The following is a 17,720-nucleotide window of genomic DNA, read 5'->3' on the forward strand; positions in this document are numbered from 1 at the left end:
CCGATCGCCGACTTCGTTGCCGCCCAACCCTACCGACGCCGGCGCCCCCTACTGGTTCAGCGGGACCCGGCGCAGCAACCCGTCGCGGGCATCCGCCGCCTCCACCTCGTGCCGCGTCACCCCGAGGATGAACAGCACGGCGTCCAGGTACGGGTGCGAGAGCGCGGTGTCGGCGACCTCGCGCAGCGCGGGCTTGGCGTTGAACGCGACACCCAGACCGGCCGCGTTCAGCATGTCGATGTCGTTGGCGCCGTCGCCGACCGCCACCGTCTGCTCCATCGGCACGCCCGCCTCGGCCGCGAACTCGCGCAGCGCCACGGCCTTCGCGGCGCGGTCCACGATCTTGCCGACCACCCGGCCGGTGAGCTTGCCGTCGACGATCTCGAGCGTGTTCGCCTGCACGAAGTCGAGTTCGAGTTCGTGCGCCAGCGGCTCGATCACCTGGCGGAACCCGCCCGACACCACACCGCAACGGAAACCGATGCGGCGCAACGTGCGAATGGTGGTGCGCGCGCCGGGGGTGAGCTCGATGCGGTCGGCCACCTCCTCGATCACCGACTCGTCCAGACCGGCCAGCGTCGCGACGCGCTGGCGCAGCGATTCGGCGAAGTCGATCTCGCCGCGCATGGCCGCCTCGGTGACCTCGCGGACCTGGTCCTCCACTCCGGCGTGCGCGGCCAGCATCTCGATGACCTCGCCCTGGATGAGCGTGGAATCGACGTCGAACACGATGAGCCGCTTGCCGCGCCGCGCCAGACCGGCCCGCTCCACCGCGACGTCCACTTCCTCGGCCACCGCCACCTCGGCCAGCGCGGTGCGCAGCCGGGAATCGGTGTCGGCGCCGGTGTCGGTCGCGGTGACCAGCAGTTCCATGCCCGTCACCGGGTAGTCGGCGATGCCGCGGATGGTGTCGATATTCGCGCCGAGCGCGGCCAGCTGCCGCGACACCGCGCTGAACGCCCGCGCGGTGACCGGCGCGCCCAGCACCACCACGGCGTGCGTCGACATCGGCGGACGCGCGGTGGCGGCGCCCACCTCCACGTCGACCGACATGCCGACGGTGTTCATCGCCTCTTCGAGCTCGTCCTGCAACGCCTCCGGATCGTTGGGGCAGGTGACCAGCACACCCAGGGTGAGGCGACCGCGGATCACCACCTGCTCCACGTCGAGCAGGCTCACCTGGTGCCGCGACATCGCCGCGAGCAGCACGGACGTCACGCCGGGCCGGTCGGGCCCGGTGACGGTGACGAGAACGGTGGTGTCGGCCAAGTCGCTGTGCTCCATGTCTGTGGGTACTCCCCTGCGTGCGGCGCCGTTGTCGCGATTCGTCCGGGGTGTCACGTGCTCACCAAACGAGTGTGCACCCGCCGTCGACCAGCGGGTGCACACTCGTCCGTTGCATGCTAGTGCTTTGCCAGCTCACCTTCGCTGACGGTGTGGGCGTGCTTGCCCGAGCCCCAGCCCACGTGCGCCTCGGCCCGCATGCGGTCCACCATGTGCGGATAGTGCAGTTCGAAGGCGGGACGCTCGGAGCGGATGCGCGGCAGCTCGTAGAAGTTGTGCCGCGGCGGCGGGCAGGAGGTGGCCCACTCCAGGGAGTTGCCGTAGCCCCATGGATCGTCCACCGTGACGACCTCGCCGTACCGGTAGCTCTTGAAGACGTTCCAGATGAACGGCAGCATCGAGGCGCCCAGCACGAACGCGCCGATCGTGGAGATCGTGTTCAACGTGGTGAAACCGTCCGACGGCAGGTAGTCGGCGTAGCGGCGCGGCATGCCCTCGTTACCCAGCCAGTGCTGCACCAGGAACGTGGTGTGGAAGCCGACGAAGGTGGCCCAGAAGTGCCACTTGGCCAGGCGCTCGTCCACCATGCGGCCGGTCATCTTCGGGAACCAGAAGTAGATGCCCGCGAAGGTGGCGAACACGATGGTGCCGAAGAGCACGTAGTGGAAGTGCGCCACCACGAAGTAGGTGTCCGACACGTGGAAGTCCATCGGGGGCGAGGCCAGGATGACACCCGACAGGCCACCGAAGAGGAAGGTCACCAGGAAGCCGATCGACCACAGCATCGGTGATTCGAACGTCAACTGCCCGCGCCACATGGTGCCGATCCAGTTGAAGAACTTCACACCGGTCGGGACGGCGATGAGGAAGGTCATGAACGAGAAGAACGGCAGCAGCACCGCACCCGTGGCGTACATGTGGTGCGCCCACACCGCGATGGACAGCGCCGCGATGCCGAGCGTCGCGTACACCAGCGTGGTGTAACCGAAGATCGGTTTACGGCTGAAGACCGGGAAGATCTCGGACACGATGCCGAAGAACGGCAGCGCGATGATGTACACCTCGGGATGGCCGAAGAACCAGAACAGGTGCTGGTAGAGCAGGATGCCACCGGTGGCCGGGTCGTAGATGTGGCCGCCCAGGTGCCGGTCGTAGGCGAGGCCGAACAGCGCGGCGGTGAGCAGCGGGAAGGCCAGCAGCACGAGCACGCTGGTGACGGCGATGTTCCAGGTGAAGATCGGCATCCGGAACATGGTCATACCGGGCGCGCGCAGGCAGACGACCGTGGTCAGCATGTTCACGCCACCGAGGATGGTGCCCAGACCGGAGACGGCCAGGCCCAGGATCCACAGGTCGGTGCCGACGCCGGGCGAGTGCAGGATGTCGGTCAGCGGGACGTAGGCGGTCCAGCCGAAGTCGGCCGCGCCGCCCGGGGTGACGAAGCCCGCGGTCGCCATGGAGCCGCCGAACAGGTACAGCCAGTAGCTGAAGGCGTTCAGGCGCGGGAAGGCGACGTCGGGGGCACCGATCTGCAGCGGGAGGATGATGTTGGCGAAGCCGAACACGATCGCCGTCGCGTAGAACAGCAGCATGATCGTGCCGTGCATGGTGAACAGCTGGTTGAACTGCTCGGGCGAGAGGAACTGCATGCCGGGGCGCGCCAGCTCGGCACGCATCAGCAGCGCCATCAGACCGCCGACCATGAAGAAGCTGATCGCGGTCACCAGATACATGGTGCCGAGCACCTTGGGGTCGGTCGTGGTGACCATCTTGTAGAGGAAAGAACCCTTGGGTCCGGTCCTGGCCGGATACGGTCGAGTCGCTTCCAACTGAGGGACTGGTCTGGGCTCTACCGCAGTCACTGATCCTCCTGAAGGTGCCTTTAGGTCGCTCCGCAGGCTCCGCTGCTCGCCTCCATCCCGTTTCCGAGACAGCGGACAGTTCGCTTGCGCTCCAGTGATCGTAAACGGTGCCGGGGCCGCTGGAGACACGGGTCCTACTCTGCGTCGTATTTCCCCGATTCCCAGGGGTGACCGATGAGTTCCCGGCGCGGGCGGGGTCTGTACCGGTGTCAGTGTTCCCACCTGCGAGGAGACGCGCATGAGCACCGTCAGGCCAGGAGACCCCGTGTGGGTCGACCTCTACACCGCCGATCCCGACCGCAGCATCGCCTTCTACGGCGATCTGTTCGGCTGGACCGCCGAACGCAACGAGGATTTCGGCGGCTACATCACCTTCCGTAAGGACGGACTCGCCGTCGCGGGCGGCATGGGCAAGCAGGAAGGCGACACCGGTCCCGACCTGTGGACCGTCTATCTGGCCGCGTCGGACGCGCGCGCCACCGCGGCCGCGGCCGTGTCGCACGGCGGTTCGGTGCAGCTCGAACCCATGGACGTGGCCGATCTCGGTGTGATGGCGGTGCTCGGCGATCCGGGCGGCGCGAGCGTCGGCGTGTGGCAGGCGGGCACCTTCCCCGGCATCGAGACCGACGCGCTGGTGGAGAGCGGACGGTGGCGCGACTGCGCGGGCGCGCCGTCCTGGTTCGAGCTGAACAGCCGCGCCTACGACGCGGCGCTGGCCTTCTACCGCGACGTGTTCGGCTGGTCCGACGTCTTCGTGATCTCCGACGATCCGGCCTTCCGCTACAGCACGATTCACGCCACCAGCCCGATGCTGGGCGGCGTGGCCGACACGGCCCGCTTCGAACCCGGCGACGCGGCGCTGGGTTGGGGCGTGTACTTCGGCGCCGACGACGTGGACAAGACCGTCGAGAGCGTCGTCGAACTCGGCGGGCAGGTGGTGAACCCGCCGGAGAACAGCCCGTACGGCCGGATGGCGACGGTGCTCGATCCGACCGGAGCGCGGTTCAGCCTGGGTGGCGACGCGGACTGAATCGCGACCGGGCGCGGTTCAGCGTGGGTCACGACGCGAACCGAATGCCAGCGGGCGCTGACGTGTGGGATCGAGGCCCGCCGACGAGGGGTGCGGGCTTCGATCCGATCGCGTGACGGGTGCGCACGCCGGGCAGTTCGCCGCCCCGGCGTCACGTGGCGACGCGCGGGGCGCACCCGCGAACCCCCGCGTCCCGCGCGCCTGTACCCTCTCCCGCATGCCGGTGAGCGCACTCGTACGCACCCGATTCCGCACTGTCGCCGCCCGGTTCGGCGCGGCCGCCGTGGCCGTCTGCTGTGCCGCCGCGATGGCCGGATGCTCCTCGGAGTCCGATCCCGCGAGCTCCATCGTGCGCACCACGACCAGCATCGCGGGCGCGGGCGTGGTCGGCCTGGAGCGCGACACCACGCAGGCGTGCCCGCTGCCGAGCGCGCCCGACGCCAGTGGCGCGACGCGAAGCGTCACGCACGCGGCGGGCGTCACGGAGGTGCCCGCCGATCCGCAGCGCATCGTCGTGCTCACCACCTCGGCGCTGGACGCGGCGTGCGCGGTCGGGCTGTGGGAGCGTGTGGTGGGCGCGGTGACGGTGCCCGGGGAGCGCCCGCAGCCGATGTTCCTCGGCTACGGCGTGCTGGAGATCCCCGGCCTCGGGACGGCCGCCGCCCCCGATCCGGCGAAGATCGCCGAGCTGAACCCCGACGTCATCCTCGGTGATGTGCCGTCGGGCGCGGCCACCTACGAGGCGCTCAGCGCCATCGCCCCGACCGTGCTGGTGGGTTCGCCGGCCAATTGGCAGGCCGAATTCACCGCCTACGCAGAAGGTTTGAACCGCCGCGCCGCCGCCGACGCGGCCCTCACGGCCTACCGGACCGAGGCCCGCGAGACCGGTGTCGCGCTGGCGGCCGAACTCACCGAGGCGTCGGTCGTGCGGATCACCGCCGACACCGTCCAGGTCCAGGGCGACAACAGTTTCGCGGGCCAGGTGCTGGCCGACGTCGGCGTGCGCCGCCCCGCCGCCCAGCGCCGGGCGTCCTTCGACGTCCAGCCCGGCGCGTACGCGACCGAGGTCGAGGGCGATCTCGTGTACGTCATCCTGGCCGGCCCCGAGGGCACCGAGTACGGCGAGCGGGTCATGCGCGGTGACGAGTGGAAGGACCTCGGCGCGTCCACCGACCGCCGCGTCTTCGCGGTGGAGGACCATGTCTGGCGCGGCGACGGCCTCACCGCCGCCCGCGCCCTCCTCACCGACCTGCGCGACACCCTCAACGGCTACGTGAACGACTGAGCGACCACCCGCATCGCCTCACAGCGAACTCCCAGCGATTGCCCAGGGTGGGCAGAGTGGGCGCGCCTACCTTCGGCCAGGACACGGAACCGCAAGGAGGACGCAGGATGGCCGAGGAACGGGACGAACACGATCTGGGGTTGGCGCACGACCTGAGGGTGATGTCGCGCAGGCGGGCGCTGTTCTTCCTGGGGGCCGCCGGGGCGGCGACGGCGGTCGCGGGGTGCGCGGCAACCGATAGTGATGGTGCGACGACGACCACCGCGACCACCTCGGAGCTGCCCGAGGCCGCGCCGCAGGAGACCGCCGGTCCCTACCCCGGCGACGGGTCGAACGGACCCAACGTGCTGATCGAGTCGGGCGTGGTGCGCTCCGACATCACGAGCAGCTTCGGCGCGTATTCCGGAGTGGCGCAAGGTGTTCCGATGACGCTGGAACTCTCGCTGCACGATCTGGCCGCCGGTGCGGTCGGCGCGGGCATGGCGGTCTACGTGTGGCATTGCGACCGCGAGGGCAACTACTCCCTCTACAGCCCCGGCGTCACCGAACAGAACTACCTGCGCGGGGTGCAGGTGGCGGACTCCGCCGGCAAGGTCACCTTCACCTCGATCTTCCCCGCCTGCTATACGGGACGCTGGCCGCACATCCACTTCGAGGTCTACGACTCCCTGGAAACCGCCGTCGCCGGCAGCAACGCCCGGCTGACCTCGCAGATCGCCCTGCCCGAGGAGGTCTGCACCGAGGTGTTCGCCTACGACTCCGGCTACTCCGCCAGCGTGCGCAATCTGTCCGGCGTCACGCTCGCCTCGGACAACGTCTTCGGCGACGGGTGGGACGCCGAGATGGCGACCGTCGCCGGGACGCCGGCCACCGGCCTCGCGGTCTCGCTCACAATCGGCGTCGCGGCCAAGTCAGAGAACGTCGAATCCGGAACAGGACCGGGCGGCGGCGGGCCGGGCGGTCCCCCGCCGGGACGCTGAGTGAGGATGATCCCGTTGCGGGGCAGGAACTTTCCCAGCGACGGCACCGTCCGAGCCACCGTCGCACACGAGACGATCCCTGCCCCCGACGCCACGCGCGAACGAAATACCCTGCGGGACAGTCGAACCCGCCCACTCCGGCACGGGAACGAAAAACGGCGGCGGGCAAGGCAACCCGCCGCCGTTCAACGGACGGAACTCAGAACTCCCAGTCCTCGTCCTCGGTGTTGACGGCCTTGCCGATCACGTACGACGACCCGGAGCCGGAGAAGAAGTCGTGGTTCTCGTCGGCGTTGGGCGACAGCGCCGAGAGGATGGCCGGATTGACGTCGGTCTCGTCCTTCGGGAACAGGCCCTCGTAGCCGAGGTTCATCAGCGCCTTGTTCGCGTTGTAGCGCAGGAACTTCTTGACGTCCTCGGTGAGGCCGACCTCGTCGTAGAGGTCCTGGGTGTACTCCACCTCGTTGTCGTACAGCTCGAACAGCAGCTCGAAGGTGTAGTTCTTCAGCTCGTCGCGCTCGGCCTCGGAGACCAGCTCCAGGCCCTTCTGGTACTTGTAGCCGATGTAATAGCCGTGCACCGCCTCGTCGCGGATGATCAGGCGGATCATATCGGCGGTGTTGGTGAGCTTGGCCCGCGAGGACCAGTGCATCGGTAGGTAGAAGCCGGAGTAGAACAGGAAGCTCTCCAGCAGCGTGGACGCCACCTTGCGCTTGAGCGGATCGTCACCGTTGTAGTAGGCCAGCACGATCTCGGCCTTGCGCTGCAGGTTGCGGTTCTCCTCCGACCAGCGGAACGCCTCGTCGATCTCGCGGGTGGAGCACAGCGTGGAGAAGATCGAGCTGTAGCTCTTCGCGTGCACCGACTCCATGAAGGCGATATTGGTGAGCACCGCCTCCTCGTGCGGGGTGAGCGCGTCGGGGATCAGGCTCACCGCGCCGACCGTGCCCTGGATGGTGTCCAGCAGCGTCAGGCCGGTGAAGACCCGCATGGTGAGCTGCTTCTCCTCGGCGGTGAGGGTGTTCCACGAGGGGATGTCGTTGGACACCGGCACCTTCTCCGGCAGCCAGAAGTTGCCGGTCAGCCGGTCCCAGACCTCGGCATCCTTCTCGTCGGGCACCCGATTCCAGTTGATGGCCGACACCCGATCGATCAGTTTCATCCTGCCTCCACACCCTTTCGGCGAGCACACGTCCGCACGGAAGTTTCTCCCCCTCGAACACTACTCCTTGTGGGTAAAAACTCCATGCAGCACAACACCTTGTGTCGCGACACTGCGGAATGCCGACCCCTCGATCCGTGGGGAACCCGCCGCGCGCGGCACCCATTGTGCGCGACGCGGCGCCGGGGCGATGCAGCGGTCCCCCGACTCCGCGGCGCGTGTCGCCCAGGGTTAGCTGGGCGCGCCCTGTTGTCCCAGCCCGCGCCCGTGCGGCAGACTCGGCGCGGCGATCGGGTTCCGGTCGCCGCGCCCGAGCCGGGCGCCCGGACCGAAGAAGGGGGACTCCCGTGCGCCGAACCCTGCTCGCGGCCGCCGCCGTGGCACTCGCCGTCAGTGGTTGTCAGAGTGATCCGGCCGAGGAGGCCGCGCCGACCGGTGGATTCTGGGGCACGGCACCGGCGAATGAGGAGCAGCGTCTCGAGGTGCTCGAGCGCGCCCGCCTGATCGATCCGTGCGCGCTGCTGACCCGGGACCGGCTCGGCGAACTCGGCGAGGTGCGCGAGGTTACCCAGAACGACATCTCCGCCTGCCAGGCCTCGGTCGGCCCGGAGTCGCTGGACGAGCGCATCGAGCTGAGCTGGTCGGTGGAGGTGCCCGGCACCGCGTCGGAGCGAGCCGAGGAGGGTGAGGTCATCCAGGTCGGCGATGCTTCGGTGCGCCTGCTCAGCGACGCCGACGCTCTCGGCGAGGAGTCCGTCGCCTCGATGACCCGGCTCGGCTGCCATGCGGCGGCGGAACTCCCTTCCGGCGCGGAATTCGTACTCGACATCCGCATTTCGCGCGACCAGGACGCCTGCGCGGTCGCGACCGAACTGACCGAGTCGGCACTGACGGAGTGGTGGCAGGACCCCCGACCGGGCACCTCACCCGACGGCGCGCGCACCGTGCTGACCGGCGCCGATCCGTGCGCCGTCACCGGGAAACTCGGCGTCACCGTCCCGGCCGATGAGCAGACGCTGAGCGTGTGCCGTTTCGTCTACCGGGACAGCGAGGTGATCGTCACCTACGAGTACGAGGAAGAATCGCTCGCCACCGGCGACGAGGCCGCGTTCACCGTGGGTGAGCGCCCGGTGTACGCGCTCGGCCCGAGCGGCGGCGGGGAGTTCGGGAACATCCGCTCCTACAGCGCCGTCGTGGGCCCCGCACTCTACCCCGGCGTCGACCCGGGCACGTTCAGCAGTCCGACCGTGCCCTCGGTCCGCGCGACGGGCACCGAGGGCGTGGTCGAGGACGTGCTGCGCGAGCTGCTGCCGACCATCTCGTAAGCCGTTCTCGCGCAGCGTCTTTCGCCGCTCAGATGCCCAGCACCAGCTTGGCGGTGGTGAAGTAGATGACGAGGCCGGTGGCGTCCACCAGGGTGGTCACCATCGGCGCCGACACCACGGCGGGGTCGATGCGCAGCTTCTTCGCCAGCAGCGGCATGGTGCCGCCGATGGTGGCGGCCCACCCGCAGATCAACACCAGGGTGACCGCGACGACCACCGCGATGCGCGGGCCGACGAACACCGCAGCGATCGCCAAACCCGCTGCGGCCAAGAGGCTTCCGAGCACGAGGCCGACTCGGCACTCGCGCCAGATGACCTTGAACAGGTCGGAGCCGCGCACCTCGCCGACCGCCAGCGCGCGCACGCACGCGGTGGCGGCCTGCGCGCCCGCGTTGCCGCCCGCGCCGATCAGCAGCGGGATGAACAGCGCCAGCTGCGCGACCTGCTCGAGGGTGCCCTCGAAGAATCCGGTCACGCTCACGGTGAGCGTCGCCGCGAACAGCAGCAGCATCAGCCACAGCGCCCGGTAGCGGGCCAGCTGGAACACCCCGGCCGCCATGTAGTGGCCCTCCCACGGCGCGGAACCGGCCTGGCGGGCGACGTCCTCGCTGTCGGCGGCCTCGATCACCTCGACCGCGTCGTCGATGGTGAGCAGGCCGACCAGGCGGTCCTCGCTGTCCACGACGGGCAGGTTGATGTCGTTGGTCTCGCGCATCAGCCGGGCCGCCTTCTCGGCGGCGTCGGTGGCGCGCGCGAACGCGGGTTCGGTGACGACCAGCTCCGAGACCATGGTCTCGGGTTCGGCCAGCACGAGTTCACGCAGTTCGACGATGCCGGTGAGCCTGCGGCCCGAATCCACCACGGGCAGCGTGTAGACGGTCTCGGCCGCGCTGCCCTTCGCGCGGACCATCGCCAGGGCCTGCGCGACCGTGAGGTTCCGGGGCAGCGCGACCACTTCGGGCGTCATGTACTGGCCCGCCGACCCCTCGGGGTAGCCGAGCAGGCTGGCGGTCATGCGCCGCTCGCGCGGGCTCAGGCCGGCGAGCACTTTCTTGGCGACCTTGGCCGGGGCCTCGCGGAGCATGCGGGCGCGATCGTCGGGGGCCATGCCCTCGACCAGGTCGCGGAAGCTCTGGTCGCGCAGGCCCTGCAGGATCTGCTGCTGGTCGACCGGTTCGAGTTCCTCGAAGACGGCCAGCGCGCGGTCCTTGTCGAGCAGGCGGAAGGCGACGCCGGCCTGCACCGCGTCCATGCGGGCCAGTTGGTCGGCGATGACGTGCGGCGGCTGGTCGCCGAGCCAGTCCAGCGCGGCCGCCATCCGGTGTTCGGCGACGAGGTCGGTGAGGGTTTCAGGGGTCGTCGGACGTGCTTCGATCAGGTCGATCTGCGACATGGGAGGTCCTCAGCACAGCGTGGGGTGTAAGAGAGCACGGGTACACCGCGCGGGCGCCCACCCTGGACGCAGACCTACCGGGTATGCGAAGGGGCGGCGCCGCGCGGCCTTCGACTGGGAGGTTCACTGCGCATGACATCCACCTCCCGCTCGTCACCGGCCCGACCCGACTGGTCGCGGCCTCGCCAAAGGATTTCCACAGTGATCGGACACGAATGCGTCCCCGCCGCAGGATACACGCCCCCGCGGAAATGATCACATCGGTTGGCGTGTCGCCTGGTGCGTGGTCCGATTCGCCGGGATCGGTGTCACCGCAACGGATTCCGCTTCGCCCGCGTGATCCGTCACGCACCGGCGCTATCGGGTGACCGAGGCCACCACGGCCGTCTCCACGGCGGGCCACGTCGCCACGTGCTCGACCCAGTCCGGCGCCGGTTCGGGCTGGACGCCGAACAGATACAGGTGCGGCACCAGCCCGCGCAAGGCGCGATGCACGTCCAGCCGGTCGTCGATCATGTGGGTGATGCCGAGTTCGGCGCAGTGCGCCGCCTTCTCGTGGCGACGCAGGCAGAACCGCACGTTCTCGCGCGGAATGCCGGTGCGCCCGTGGAAATCGTGGTGCTCGAGCCACTGCCGGGTGCGCTCCTGCACCCGCGGACCGCATTTGGAGATCACCCACGCCCGCCCCGCGAACAGCGGCACCAGCCTGGCGATCACTTCGAAAGCGTTGGGGCTGGCCGGAGTTCGCATCGCCTCCGCGAACCCACCCGACAGGAACACCGTGTCGGCTTCCCCCGAAGCCAACGTCGCCCCCTGAATCACCCGCCCGAAATCCACTCCGAGCCCAACTCTGTTCATCTCATTCATCTCCGGCCAGCATGACCCACCCACCCCACCCCGGTCGACCCATTTTCGGCAGTCCCGCAGTGGCCCGGAGTTCGGCGCGGCGCGCGTTAAATGGTTGATCGTGGGGGGTGGGGCGGTGAGAGTGGGTGGGGGCGGCGGGTCGTCGTCTGTCGAGTCATGCCCGGAAGGAGAGCGCGGTGCGCTTCGGATTGTTCGTTCCGCAAGGGTGGCGGTTGGATCTGGTGGGGATCGAGCCCGCCGCGCAGTGGGAGGTGATGCGGGGGCTGGCGCAGCGGGCCGACGCGCGTCCGGAGTGGGAGTCGATCTGGGTGTACGACCATTTCCACACCGTGCCGGTGCCGACCGAGGAGGCGACGCACGAGGCGTGGACGCTGATCTCGGCGTTCGGCGCGGTCACCTCGCGGGTGCGGCTCGGCCAGATGTGTACCGCGATCAGCTACCGCAACCCCGTGTACCTGGCGAAGGTGGCGGCGACCGCCGACATCATCTCCGGCGGACGCGTCGAGATGGGCATCGGCGCGGGGTGGTACGAACACGAGTGGCGCGCTTACGGTTACGGCTTCCCGCCGGCCGGTGAGCGCCTGCGCCGCCTCGACGAGGGCGTGCAGATCTTCCGGCAGGCGTGGACCACCGGCGTCGCGACCCTGGACGGCGAGGACTATCAGGTGGACGGCGCGATCGTGCGCCCGCTGCCCTTGCAGGAGGGCGGCATCCCGCTGTGGATCGCGGGCGGCGGAGAGAAGAAGACGCTGCGCATCGCTGCGAAGTACGCGAACTACACCAACTTCAGCGGCGTGATCGAGGAGTTCACCCGCAAGTCCGACATCCTGCGCGACCACTGCGCCGAGGTGGGCACCGATTTCGACGCGATCACGCGCACCGCCAACTTCAACGTCGCGATCGGCGCCACCGAAGCCGAGGTCCAGCAGCGCCTCGACGACCTGCGCGCCCGCCTGGCCCCGTTCGTCGGCGAGGAGGCCGCCGCCCTGCGCGTGCAGGAACAGTTCGGCACGTCCGCCACCGTCGGCACCCCGGAGCAGATCGTGGAGAATCTGGGCAAGGTCGGCGACCTCGGCCTCGCCTACGCCATCCTCAACTTCCCCGAGTCGGCGTACGACACCTCCGGTATCGAACTCTTCGAACGCGAAGTGATCCCGGCCCTGCGCTGAGTGGGTGCGCCGGTATCGGTGTTCGCGACGGAACCGAACTCCCTCAGGCCCATCCAGATTCATACGCATCCACCCGTCCGTCGGCGATGGCGGTGACGAGTTGGGTGTGGTCGCGTTCGGTTTGGTCTGCGTAGGCGTTGGCGAAATTCACCAGGGTGGTGTCGGTGCGGGGGGAGGTGCCGAGGTAGTCGGCGATGCGGGAGGCGTCGCCGGAGCGGGCGTGGGCGCGGGCCAGGACTCTGGCGCAGGCGCGGGCGAAGTGTTCGAGCTGGGGCGCCACCATGGGGCCGTCGGCGGTGATCTTCATATCGCGGAACTGGCGGACGTAGAAGTCCATGTCGGCGACGCGTGTCCAGCCGAGGAACTGGTCGGTGGTGGCCTGGAGCATGCGCTGGCCGTGCGCGACGCGGGAGCCGTGGTTGTCGTAGCGGCTCGGCGCGAGGAAGTTCTCGTACACCGAGGGGCCCGCCTGTTTGACCTGCACGAAGAACGGGTCGCCGGTGCGGCGTTCCTCCAGCAGCGCCAGCAGCACCCGCATGCCGACGCTGCCCACGCCGACCACCTGCCGCACCACGTCGATCACGCGGTAGCGGGTGAGCAGCGACCAGATGTGGTCGGGCACGGATTCGGCGTACCCGTGCACGATGGCGGCGGCCAGCCTGCGGTGGTCGTCGCCGACCTCGATGCGGAACGGCGGCTGCTGGGTGATGCGCCGCCGTCCGTCGCGGATCTCGGTGAGCTTCTCGAACGCGCCGCGGCTGGTGCGTTTGCGCACCTTGCGCTCGATCTGCTGGGTCGCCATCTTCCGCGCCCGCGGCCCGAAGTAGCCGAGGAAGTCCTGCACGTCGACCCGCTCGTACCAGATGTCGATCTCGGGCGTGCCCGCGTACTCGGCCATGGCCTCCCGGTAGCCAGCCGAGGTGGCCGCGACCGCCGCGTCGGCCCGCTCGGGCGACACCCCGTTCTCCCGGGCGAGCACCACCAGCGAGGCCCCCAAGCGCAGCAGGTCCCATTCGAACGGGCCGGGCAGCGTCTCGTCGAAGTCGCGCAGGTCGAAGACGAGGTTGCGTTCGGGACTGGCCCACATGCCGAAGTTGAGCACGTGCGCGTCCCCGCACAGCTGCACCTCGATCCCGGTGTGCGGACGCGAGGCCAGATCGGCGGCCATCACCGCGGCCGCCCCGCGATAGTAGGTCCACGGCGAGGCCGCCATCCGCGCCATCCGGATCGGCACCAGATCCGTTGCGCGCATGGCGTTCTGGGCGAGAATGGTCTCCAGGGCGTCGTGTCCGCGCCGGTCCGGGTCCCAGTCCCCCAGCGCCGAGCGCGACACGATCTTGCGCGCCTCCCGCCCCCGCGCGCCCCGCTCGGGCCGCTCGATCCCCGCCCGCGGTGACAGTGGAGGGTCGAGTTCTTCCGGCTCGACGGTGGCAGCGAGGGTCATCCCGCCTCCTGGACTCGGTGCCGTCGAGCACGCTCCGGCACAACGGGTGTGCGAACTGCCCACAGCATAGGCCGCGAGCAACCCCGCAGCTGTCGAATTCACCACCGCGCCCGCCGAACCCGACCAGCGTGCGGCACAGTGACGAGATGAGCTACGTCTTCGACGTCGGCGGTGAGACCGTGTGGAGCCCCGCCCTGCGGGTCGGCGACCTGTATGTGCGCGCGGCCCTGAACATCGCGGACGTGCTGGGCGTGCCCAGCGGCCTGACCGCGGAGGCCGAGGACCTGTGGCAGATCGACATCGACGCGTTCGAGGGCCTGATCACGGCCGTGCGCGAGGTGTATTTCACGCGGCACCACGAGATCCAGCGAGCCCTGCTCGCCGGGGTGCTCGGGCCGGCGATCGTGATGCTCGACCGCGCCGGTCGCCCGATCGAGCCCCGTTCCACCGCCGAGCGGGATTTCGCGGCGTGGGCGCGCACGCTCTCGATGCCGCGCTAGAACGCCGAAAGGGGCGGCCTCCCAATGGAAGCCGCCCCGAACTCCGACGATGCTCAGAGCATGCAGCTCACGCAGCCCTCGACTTCGGTCCCTTCCAGCGCCATCTGGCGCAGGCGGATGTAGTAGAGGGTCTTGATGCCCTTGCGCCAGGCGTAGATCTGGGCCTTATTGAGGTCGCGGGTGGTGGCGGTGTCCTTGAAGAACAGCGTCAGCGACAGGCCCTGGTCCACGTGCTGGGTGGCCGCGGCGTAGGTGTCGATGATCTTCTCGTAGCCGATCTCGTAGGCGTCCTCGTAGTACTCGAGGTTGTCGTTGTCCATGTAGGGCGCCGGGTAGTAGACGCGGCCGATCTTGCCTTCCTTGCGGATCTCGATCTTCGACGCCACCGGGTGGATCGAGCTGGTGGAGTGGTTGATGTAGGAGATCGACCCGGTCGGCGGCACCGCCTGCAGGTTCTGGTTGTAGATGCCGTGCTCCATGACCGAGGCCTTCAGCTCGCGCCAGTCCTCCTGGGTGGGGATGTGCACGCCCGCGTCGGCGAACAGCTGCCGCACCCGGTCGGTCTTCGGCTCCCACACCTGGTCGGTGTACTTGTCGAAGTACTCACCGCTGGCGTACTTGGACTCCGGGAACCCGCCGAAATAGGTGCCGCGCTCCTTCGCGATCAGGTTCGAGGCCCGGATCGCGTGATAGACCACGGTGTAGAAGTAGATGTTGGTGAAGTCGATGCCCTCTTCGGACCCGTAGTGGATCCGTTCGCGCGCCAGGTACCCGTGCAGGTTCATCTGCCCCAGGCCGATGGCGTGCGAGGAGTTGTTGCCCTGCTCGATGGAGGGCACCGAGTAGATGTGGGTCTGATCCGACACCGCGGTCAGCGCGCGGATCGACACCTCGATGGTGCGCGCGAAATCGGGCGAGTCCATCGCCTTGGCGATATTGAGCGACCCGAGGTTGCACGAGATGTCCTTGCCCACCTTCGAGTAGGACAGGTCCTCGTTGAACTCCGAGGGCGTGGAGACCTGCAGGATCTCCGAGCACAGGTTGGAGTGGGTGATCTTGCCCGCGATCGGGTTGGACCGGTTCACCGTGTCCTCGAACATGATGTACGGGTAGCCCGATTCGAACTGCAGCTCGGCGATGGTCTGGAAGAACTCGCGCGCCTTGATCTTCGACTTGCGGATGCGCTTGTCGTCGACCATCTCGTAGTACTTCTCGGTGACGTCGACGTCGGCGAACGGCTTGCCGTAGATGCGCTCCACGTCGTAGGGCGAGAACAGGTACATGTCCTCGTTCTTCTTCGCCAGCTCGAAGGTGATGTCGGGGATCACCACGCCCAGCGAGAGCGTCTTGATGCGGATCTTCTCGTCCGCGTTCTCACGCTTGGTGTCGAGGAAGCGGTAGATGTCGGGGTGGTGCGCGTGCAGGTACACCGCACCCGCGCCCTGCCGCGCGCCCAGCTGGTTGGCGTAGGAGAACGAGTCCTCCAGCAGCTTCATGATCGGGATGACGCCCGAGGACTGATTCTCGATCTTCTTGATCGGCGCGCCGTGCTCGCGAATGTTGCTGAGCAGCAACGCGACACCGCCGCCGCGCTTGGACAGCTGCAGCGCCGAGTTGATGGAGCGCCCGATGGACTCCATATTGTCCTCGATGCGTAAAAGAAAGCAGTTGTGCACAACCGTGCCGCGAATTGTGTATGTGTGGGTGCCCTCGACGTGGAGGTTGTACACCTTTTCCGGGGTCTCGGTCGTGTGCTCGATCGCGCGGACACCATAGACGTGACGACCGTGCACCACCTGGTAGGTCGTACGCTTCACGCCCTTGCGGCCGACGTAGTTTTGCAGATTCTTACCGACGTCGAAGATGAACTCTTCGTTCGTGCCGGGAAGGCCGGGCACGAAGATCTGGCCGGTGACATTGCCCGCCTGATTGATGTAATTACGTACAACTGACACGACACCAAGTCGACGTAAAAGCAACTGCACCTGATCTATCAGCTCCGGGTTGACCAAGTCGAGCACCATCCCGCCTGCTGTGCTGCATCCGTCGCCGCGGAACAGACCGCTCAGCAGGCCACGCAGGAAACCGTCATCGGCAGTCATGACCTCGCCCGAAAGCCGCTTGGTGGCATATCCGGCTCCGACAAGAGAAAATAGTAGCAACGCTACACACTTGCTCTGGCAGGACATCCGAGTCGAATTGTCAGACTGGACGGTGCGCAATGACAACTCTGCACCGAAAACCTGCTTGAAAGCCCGACTGAGCTCGGCGTGGTACTCAAGTTCGTGTGCACCAAGCGTAAAATGAACGCCAGTCGGCTGCAGTTCCGCAATACCCACTTGCTTTGAGACGTGCCCCTCAGCGAGGTACCAGCCAAGAATCAAGCCCAGCTCGTAGGACTCCTCGACGTAGCGATTGACTGCAATAAATCTTTCGCTGTGACGCGGCTTATTCCGGCGTTCCCCGTCGACGTTCACTTTTCGGATCAGGCCGTCAACCTCTTCGTAGATACCCTCACCAACGTAATCCATGAGGTCGAACACACGCGGAGCCCGCTCACCCAACGGTGCCGCTGTCACGATGAAATCGGAGGGCTGCACGTCGCGCGCCGCCAACCACACGAACCCGTTGAACGGATCGGCACCATCGCCGTCGATCAACGTGTCGACCTCACGGGAGGTCCACACCAGGATCGGATGCTCGGGAGTGCACCGAATCGGCTCCTTGTGCCCGAAGTGCGAAATCGACACCAGCGCCTGATCGTTCGGGTTCTCCACCAGCGTCTCCACCACGCGGAAAGAGCCGTCGTGGGACAGCACACGATCGCCGGGTCGCAGGGTCTCGATGGCGCGGGGTCCGTCGATGGTGTCCACCGGTGTGCCCGCCGGGAAGCAGCTCACCGGTTCGCCGCGCTGCTTCTTGCCGGAGTTGAGGAAGGTGGGGGTGGCCGGTTGGAAGCGGCCGTCGATGATCTCCTCGACCAGCTTGCGGGCCAGGTCCTCGTCACCGTCGGCCAGGGTCAGCGCGACCATGCAGACCCGGTCCTCGAACCGCTCCAGGTAGCGCTTGCCGTCGAAGGTCTTGAGCGTGTACGAGGTGTAGTACTTGAACGCGCCGAGGAAGGTCGGGAACCGGAACTTCTTGGCGTAGGCCTGCTGGAACAGGCTCTTGATGAACTCGCGGCTGTACTTGTCGAGTACCTCGGTCTCGTAGTAGTTCTCCTCGACCAGGTAGTCCAGCTTCTCGTCCAGATTGTGGAAGAAGACGGTGTTCTGGTTGACGTGCTGGAGGAAGTACTGCCGGGCGGCCTCACGGTCCTTGTCGAACTGGATCCGGCCGTCCGGACCGTACAGGTTCAGCATCGCGTTGAGCGCGTGGTAGTCCAGGCCCTCGGTCGCGGCGTCGGTGCGCACCGGCGG

12 protein-coding genes and 3 pseudogenes are annotated in these 17,720 nt (G+C 67.9%); 6 read left to right on the plus strand and 9 right to left on the minus strand.

The window, feature by feature from the left end; translation table 11 throughout:
• Positions 1-48: 48 nt before the first annotated feature.
• Together serB and ctaD are read right to left on the minus strand one after the other, a co-directional pair.
• On the minus strand, positions 49-1,284 hold the full coding sequence (gene serB / locus OHB21_RS36730; RefSeq protein ID WP_067510286.1) for a phosphoserine phosphatase SerB: 1,236 nt from the start codon (positions 1,282-1,284) through the stop codon (positions 49-51).
• 119 nt (positions 1,285-1,403) lie between these two features.
• Positions 1,404-3,146: an aa3-type cytochrome oxidase subunit I gene (ctaD, locus tag OHB21_RS36735; protein WP_084537772.1), complete on the minus strand. Its 1,743-nt coding sequence runs from the start codon at positions 3,144-3,146 to the stop codon at positions 1,404-1,406.
• Positions 3,147-3,384: 238 nt separating this feature from the next.
• On the opposite strand from ctaD, the gene OHB21_RS36740 reads away from it, so the two are divergent.
• From OHB21_RS36740 to OHB21_RS36750, 3 genes are all read left to right on the plus strand, one after another.
• Positions 3,385-4,176 (plus strand): VOC family protein, encoded by a 792-nt coding sequence (locus tag OHB21_RS36740; protein ID WP_067510282.1) that lies wholly within the window; start codon positions 3,385-3,387, stop codon positions 4,174-4,176.
• Positions 4,177-4,393: 217 nt separating this feature from the next.
• The gene (locus OHB21_RS36745; RefSeq protein ID WP_067510459.1) at positions 4,394-5,461 is read left to right on the plus strand and encodes an ABC transporter substrate-binding protein; all 1,068 of its coding nucleotides are present in this window, start codon (positions 4,394-4,396) and stop codon (positions 5,459-5,461) included.
• A 107-nt stretch (positions 5,462-5,568) separates the two neighbouring features.
• Positions 5,569-6,441, plus strand: coding sequence for a dioxygenase family protein (locus OHB21_RS36750; protein WP_195125937.1), 873 nt, complete (start codon positions 5,569-5,571; stop codon positions 6,439-6,441).
• Between the two features lie 199 nt (positions 6,442-6,640).
• Here the strand turns inward: OHB21_RS36750 and nrdF are convergent, their stop codons facing one another.
• The gene (nrdF, locus tag OHB21_RS36755) at positions 6,641-7,603 is read right to left on the minus strand and encodes a class 1b ribonucleoside-diphosphate reductase subunit beta (RefSeq protein WP_067510278.1); all 963 of its coding nucleotides are present in this window, start codon (positions 7,601-7,603) and stop codon (positions 6,641-6,643) included.
• A gap of 347 nt (positions 7,604-7,950) precedes the next feature.
• Between nrdF and OHB21_RS36760 the strand changes: the two genes are divergently transcribed.
• On the plus strand, positions 7,951-8,928 hold the full coding sequence (locus OHB21_RS36760) for a hypothetical protein (protein ID WP_067510276.1): 978 nt from the start codon (positions 7,951-7,953) through the stop codon (positions 8,926-8,928).
• Positions 8,929-8,956: 28 nt separating this feature from the next.
• Here the strand turns inward: OHB21_RS36760 and mgtE are convergent, their stop codons facing one another.
• Positions 8,957-10,321: a magnesium transporter gene (gene mgtE, locus OHB21_RS36765; protein ID WP_067510274.1), complete on the minus strand. Its 1,365-nt coding sequence runs from the start codon at positions 10,319-10,321 to the stop codon at positions 8,957-8,959.
• Positions 10,322-10,678: 357 nt separating this feature from the next.
• Entirely contained in the window at positions 10,679-11,179 is a 501-nt protein-coding gene (locus tag OHB21_RS36770) for a hypothetical protein (protein ID WP_067510457.1), read from the minus strand.
• 185 nt (positions 11,180-11,364) lie between these two features.
• Between OHB21_RS36770 and OHB21_RS36775 the strand changes: the two genes are divergently transcribed.
• Positions 11,365-12,357 carry an LLM class F420-dependent oxidoreductase gene (locus OHB21_RS36775; protein ID WP_195125938.1) on the plus strand — a complete coding sequence of 331 codons (993 nt, stop codon included), beginning with the start codon at positions 11,365-11,367 and terminating at the stop codon, positions 12,355-12,357.
• Positions 12,358-12,400: 43 nt separating this feature from the next.
• Here OHB21_RS36775 and OHB21_RS36780 read toward each other — a convergent pair whose 3' ends face one another.
• On the minus strand, positions 12,401-13,801 hold the full coding sequence (locus tag OHB21_RS36780) for a DUF2252 domain-containing protein (protein ID WP_195125939.1): 1,401 nt from the start codon (positions 13,799-13,801) through the stop codon (positions 12,401-12,403).
• Positions 13,802-13,947: 146 nt separating this feature from the next.
• On the opposite strand from OHB21_RS36780, the gene OHB21_RS36785 reads away from it, so the two are divergent.
• Positions 13,948-14,301: a DUF6086 family protein gene (locus OHB21_RS36785; RefSeq protein ID WP_067510453.1), complete on the plus strand. Its 354-nt coding sequence runs from the start codon at positions 13,948-13,950 to the stop codon at positions 14,299-14,301.
• Positions 14,302-14,354: 53 nt separating this feature from the next.
• Here the strand turns inward: OHB21_RS36785 and nrdE are convergent.
• The 3 pseudogenes from nrdE to OHB21_RS36800 form a co-directional block, all read right to left on the minus strand.
• Positions 14,355-15,971: pseudogene (gene nrdE / locus OHB21_RS36790) on the minus strand (class 1b ribonucleoside-diphosphate reductase subunit alpha); the annotation flags it as partial.
• Positions 15,972-15,995: 24 nt separating this feature from the next.
• Positions 15,996-17,201, minus strand: a pseudogene (locus OHB21_RS36795) (LAGLIDADG family homing endonuclease); the annotation flags it as partial.
• Positions 17,190-17,663 (minus strand): annotated as a pseudogene (locus OHB21_RS36800) (ribonucleotide reductase N-terminal alpha domain-containing protein); the annotation flags it as partial. The pseudogenes OHB21_RS36795 and OHB21_RS36800, both read right to left, overlap by 12 nt.
• Positions 17,664-17,720 lie beyond the last annotated feature (57 nt).

Origin of the sequence: Nocardia puris (assembly GCF_036051655.1) — a bacterium.
Lineage (GTDB): Bacteria > Actinomycetota > Actinomycetes > Mycobacteriales > Mycobacteriaceae > Nocardia > Nocardia puris.

Excerpts from the sequence above, each read along its gene's own strand:
- serB (WP_067510286.1), bottom strand. The coding sequence starts at position 1,284 with ATGGAGCACAGCGACTTGGCCGACACCACCGTTCTCGTCACCGTCACC.
- OHB21_RS36740 (WP_067510282.1), top strand. The coding sequence starts at position 3,385 with ATGAGCACCGTCAGGCCAGGAGACCCCGTGTGGGTCGACCTCTACACC.
- OHB21_RS36745 (WP_067510459.1), top strand. The coding sequence starts at position 4,394 with ATGCCGGTGAGCGCACTCGTACGCACCCGATTCCGCACTGTCGCCGCC.
- OHB21_RS36750 (WP_195125937.1), top strand. The coding sequence starts at position 5,569 with ATGGCCGAGGAACGGGACGAACACGATCTGGGGTTGGCGCACGACCTG.
- nrdF (WP_067510278.1), bottom strand. The coding sequence starts at position 7,603 with ATGAAACTGATCGATCGGGTGTCGGCCATCAACTGGAATCGGGTGCCC.
- mgtE (WP_067510274.1), bottom strand. The coding sequence starts at position 10,321 with ATGTCGCAGATCGACCTGATCGAAGCACGTCCGACGACCCCTGAAACC.
- OHB21_RS36770 (WP_067510457.1), bottom strand. The coding sequence starts at position 11,179 with ATGAACAGAGTTGGGCTCGGAGTGGATTTCGGGCGGGTGATTCAGGGG.
- OHB21_RS36780 (WP_195125939.1), bottom strand. The coding sequence starts at position 13,801 with ATGACCCTCGCTGCCACCGTCGAGCCGGAAGAACTCGACCCTCCACTG.
- OHB21_RS36785 (WP_067510453.1), top strand. The coding sequence starts at position 13,948 with ATGAGCTACGTCTTCGACGTCGGCGGTGAGACCGTGTGGAGCCCCGCC.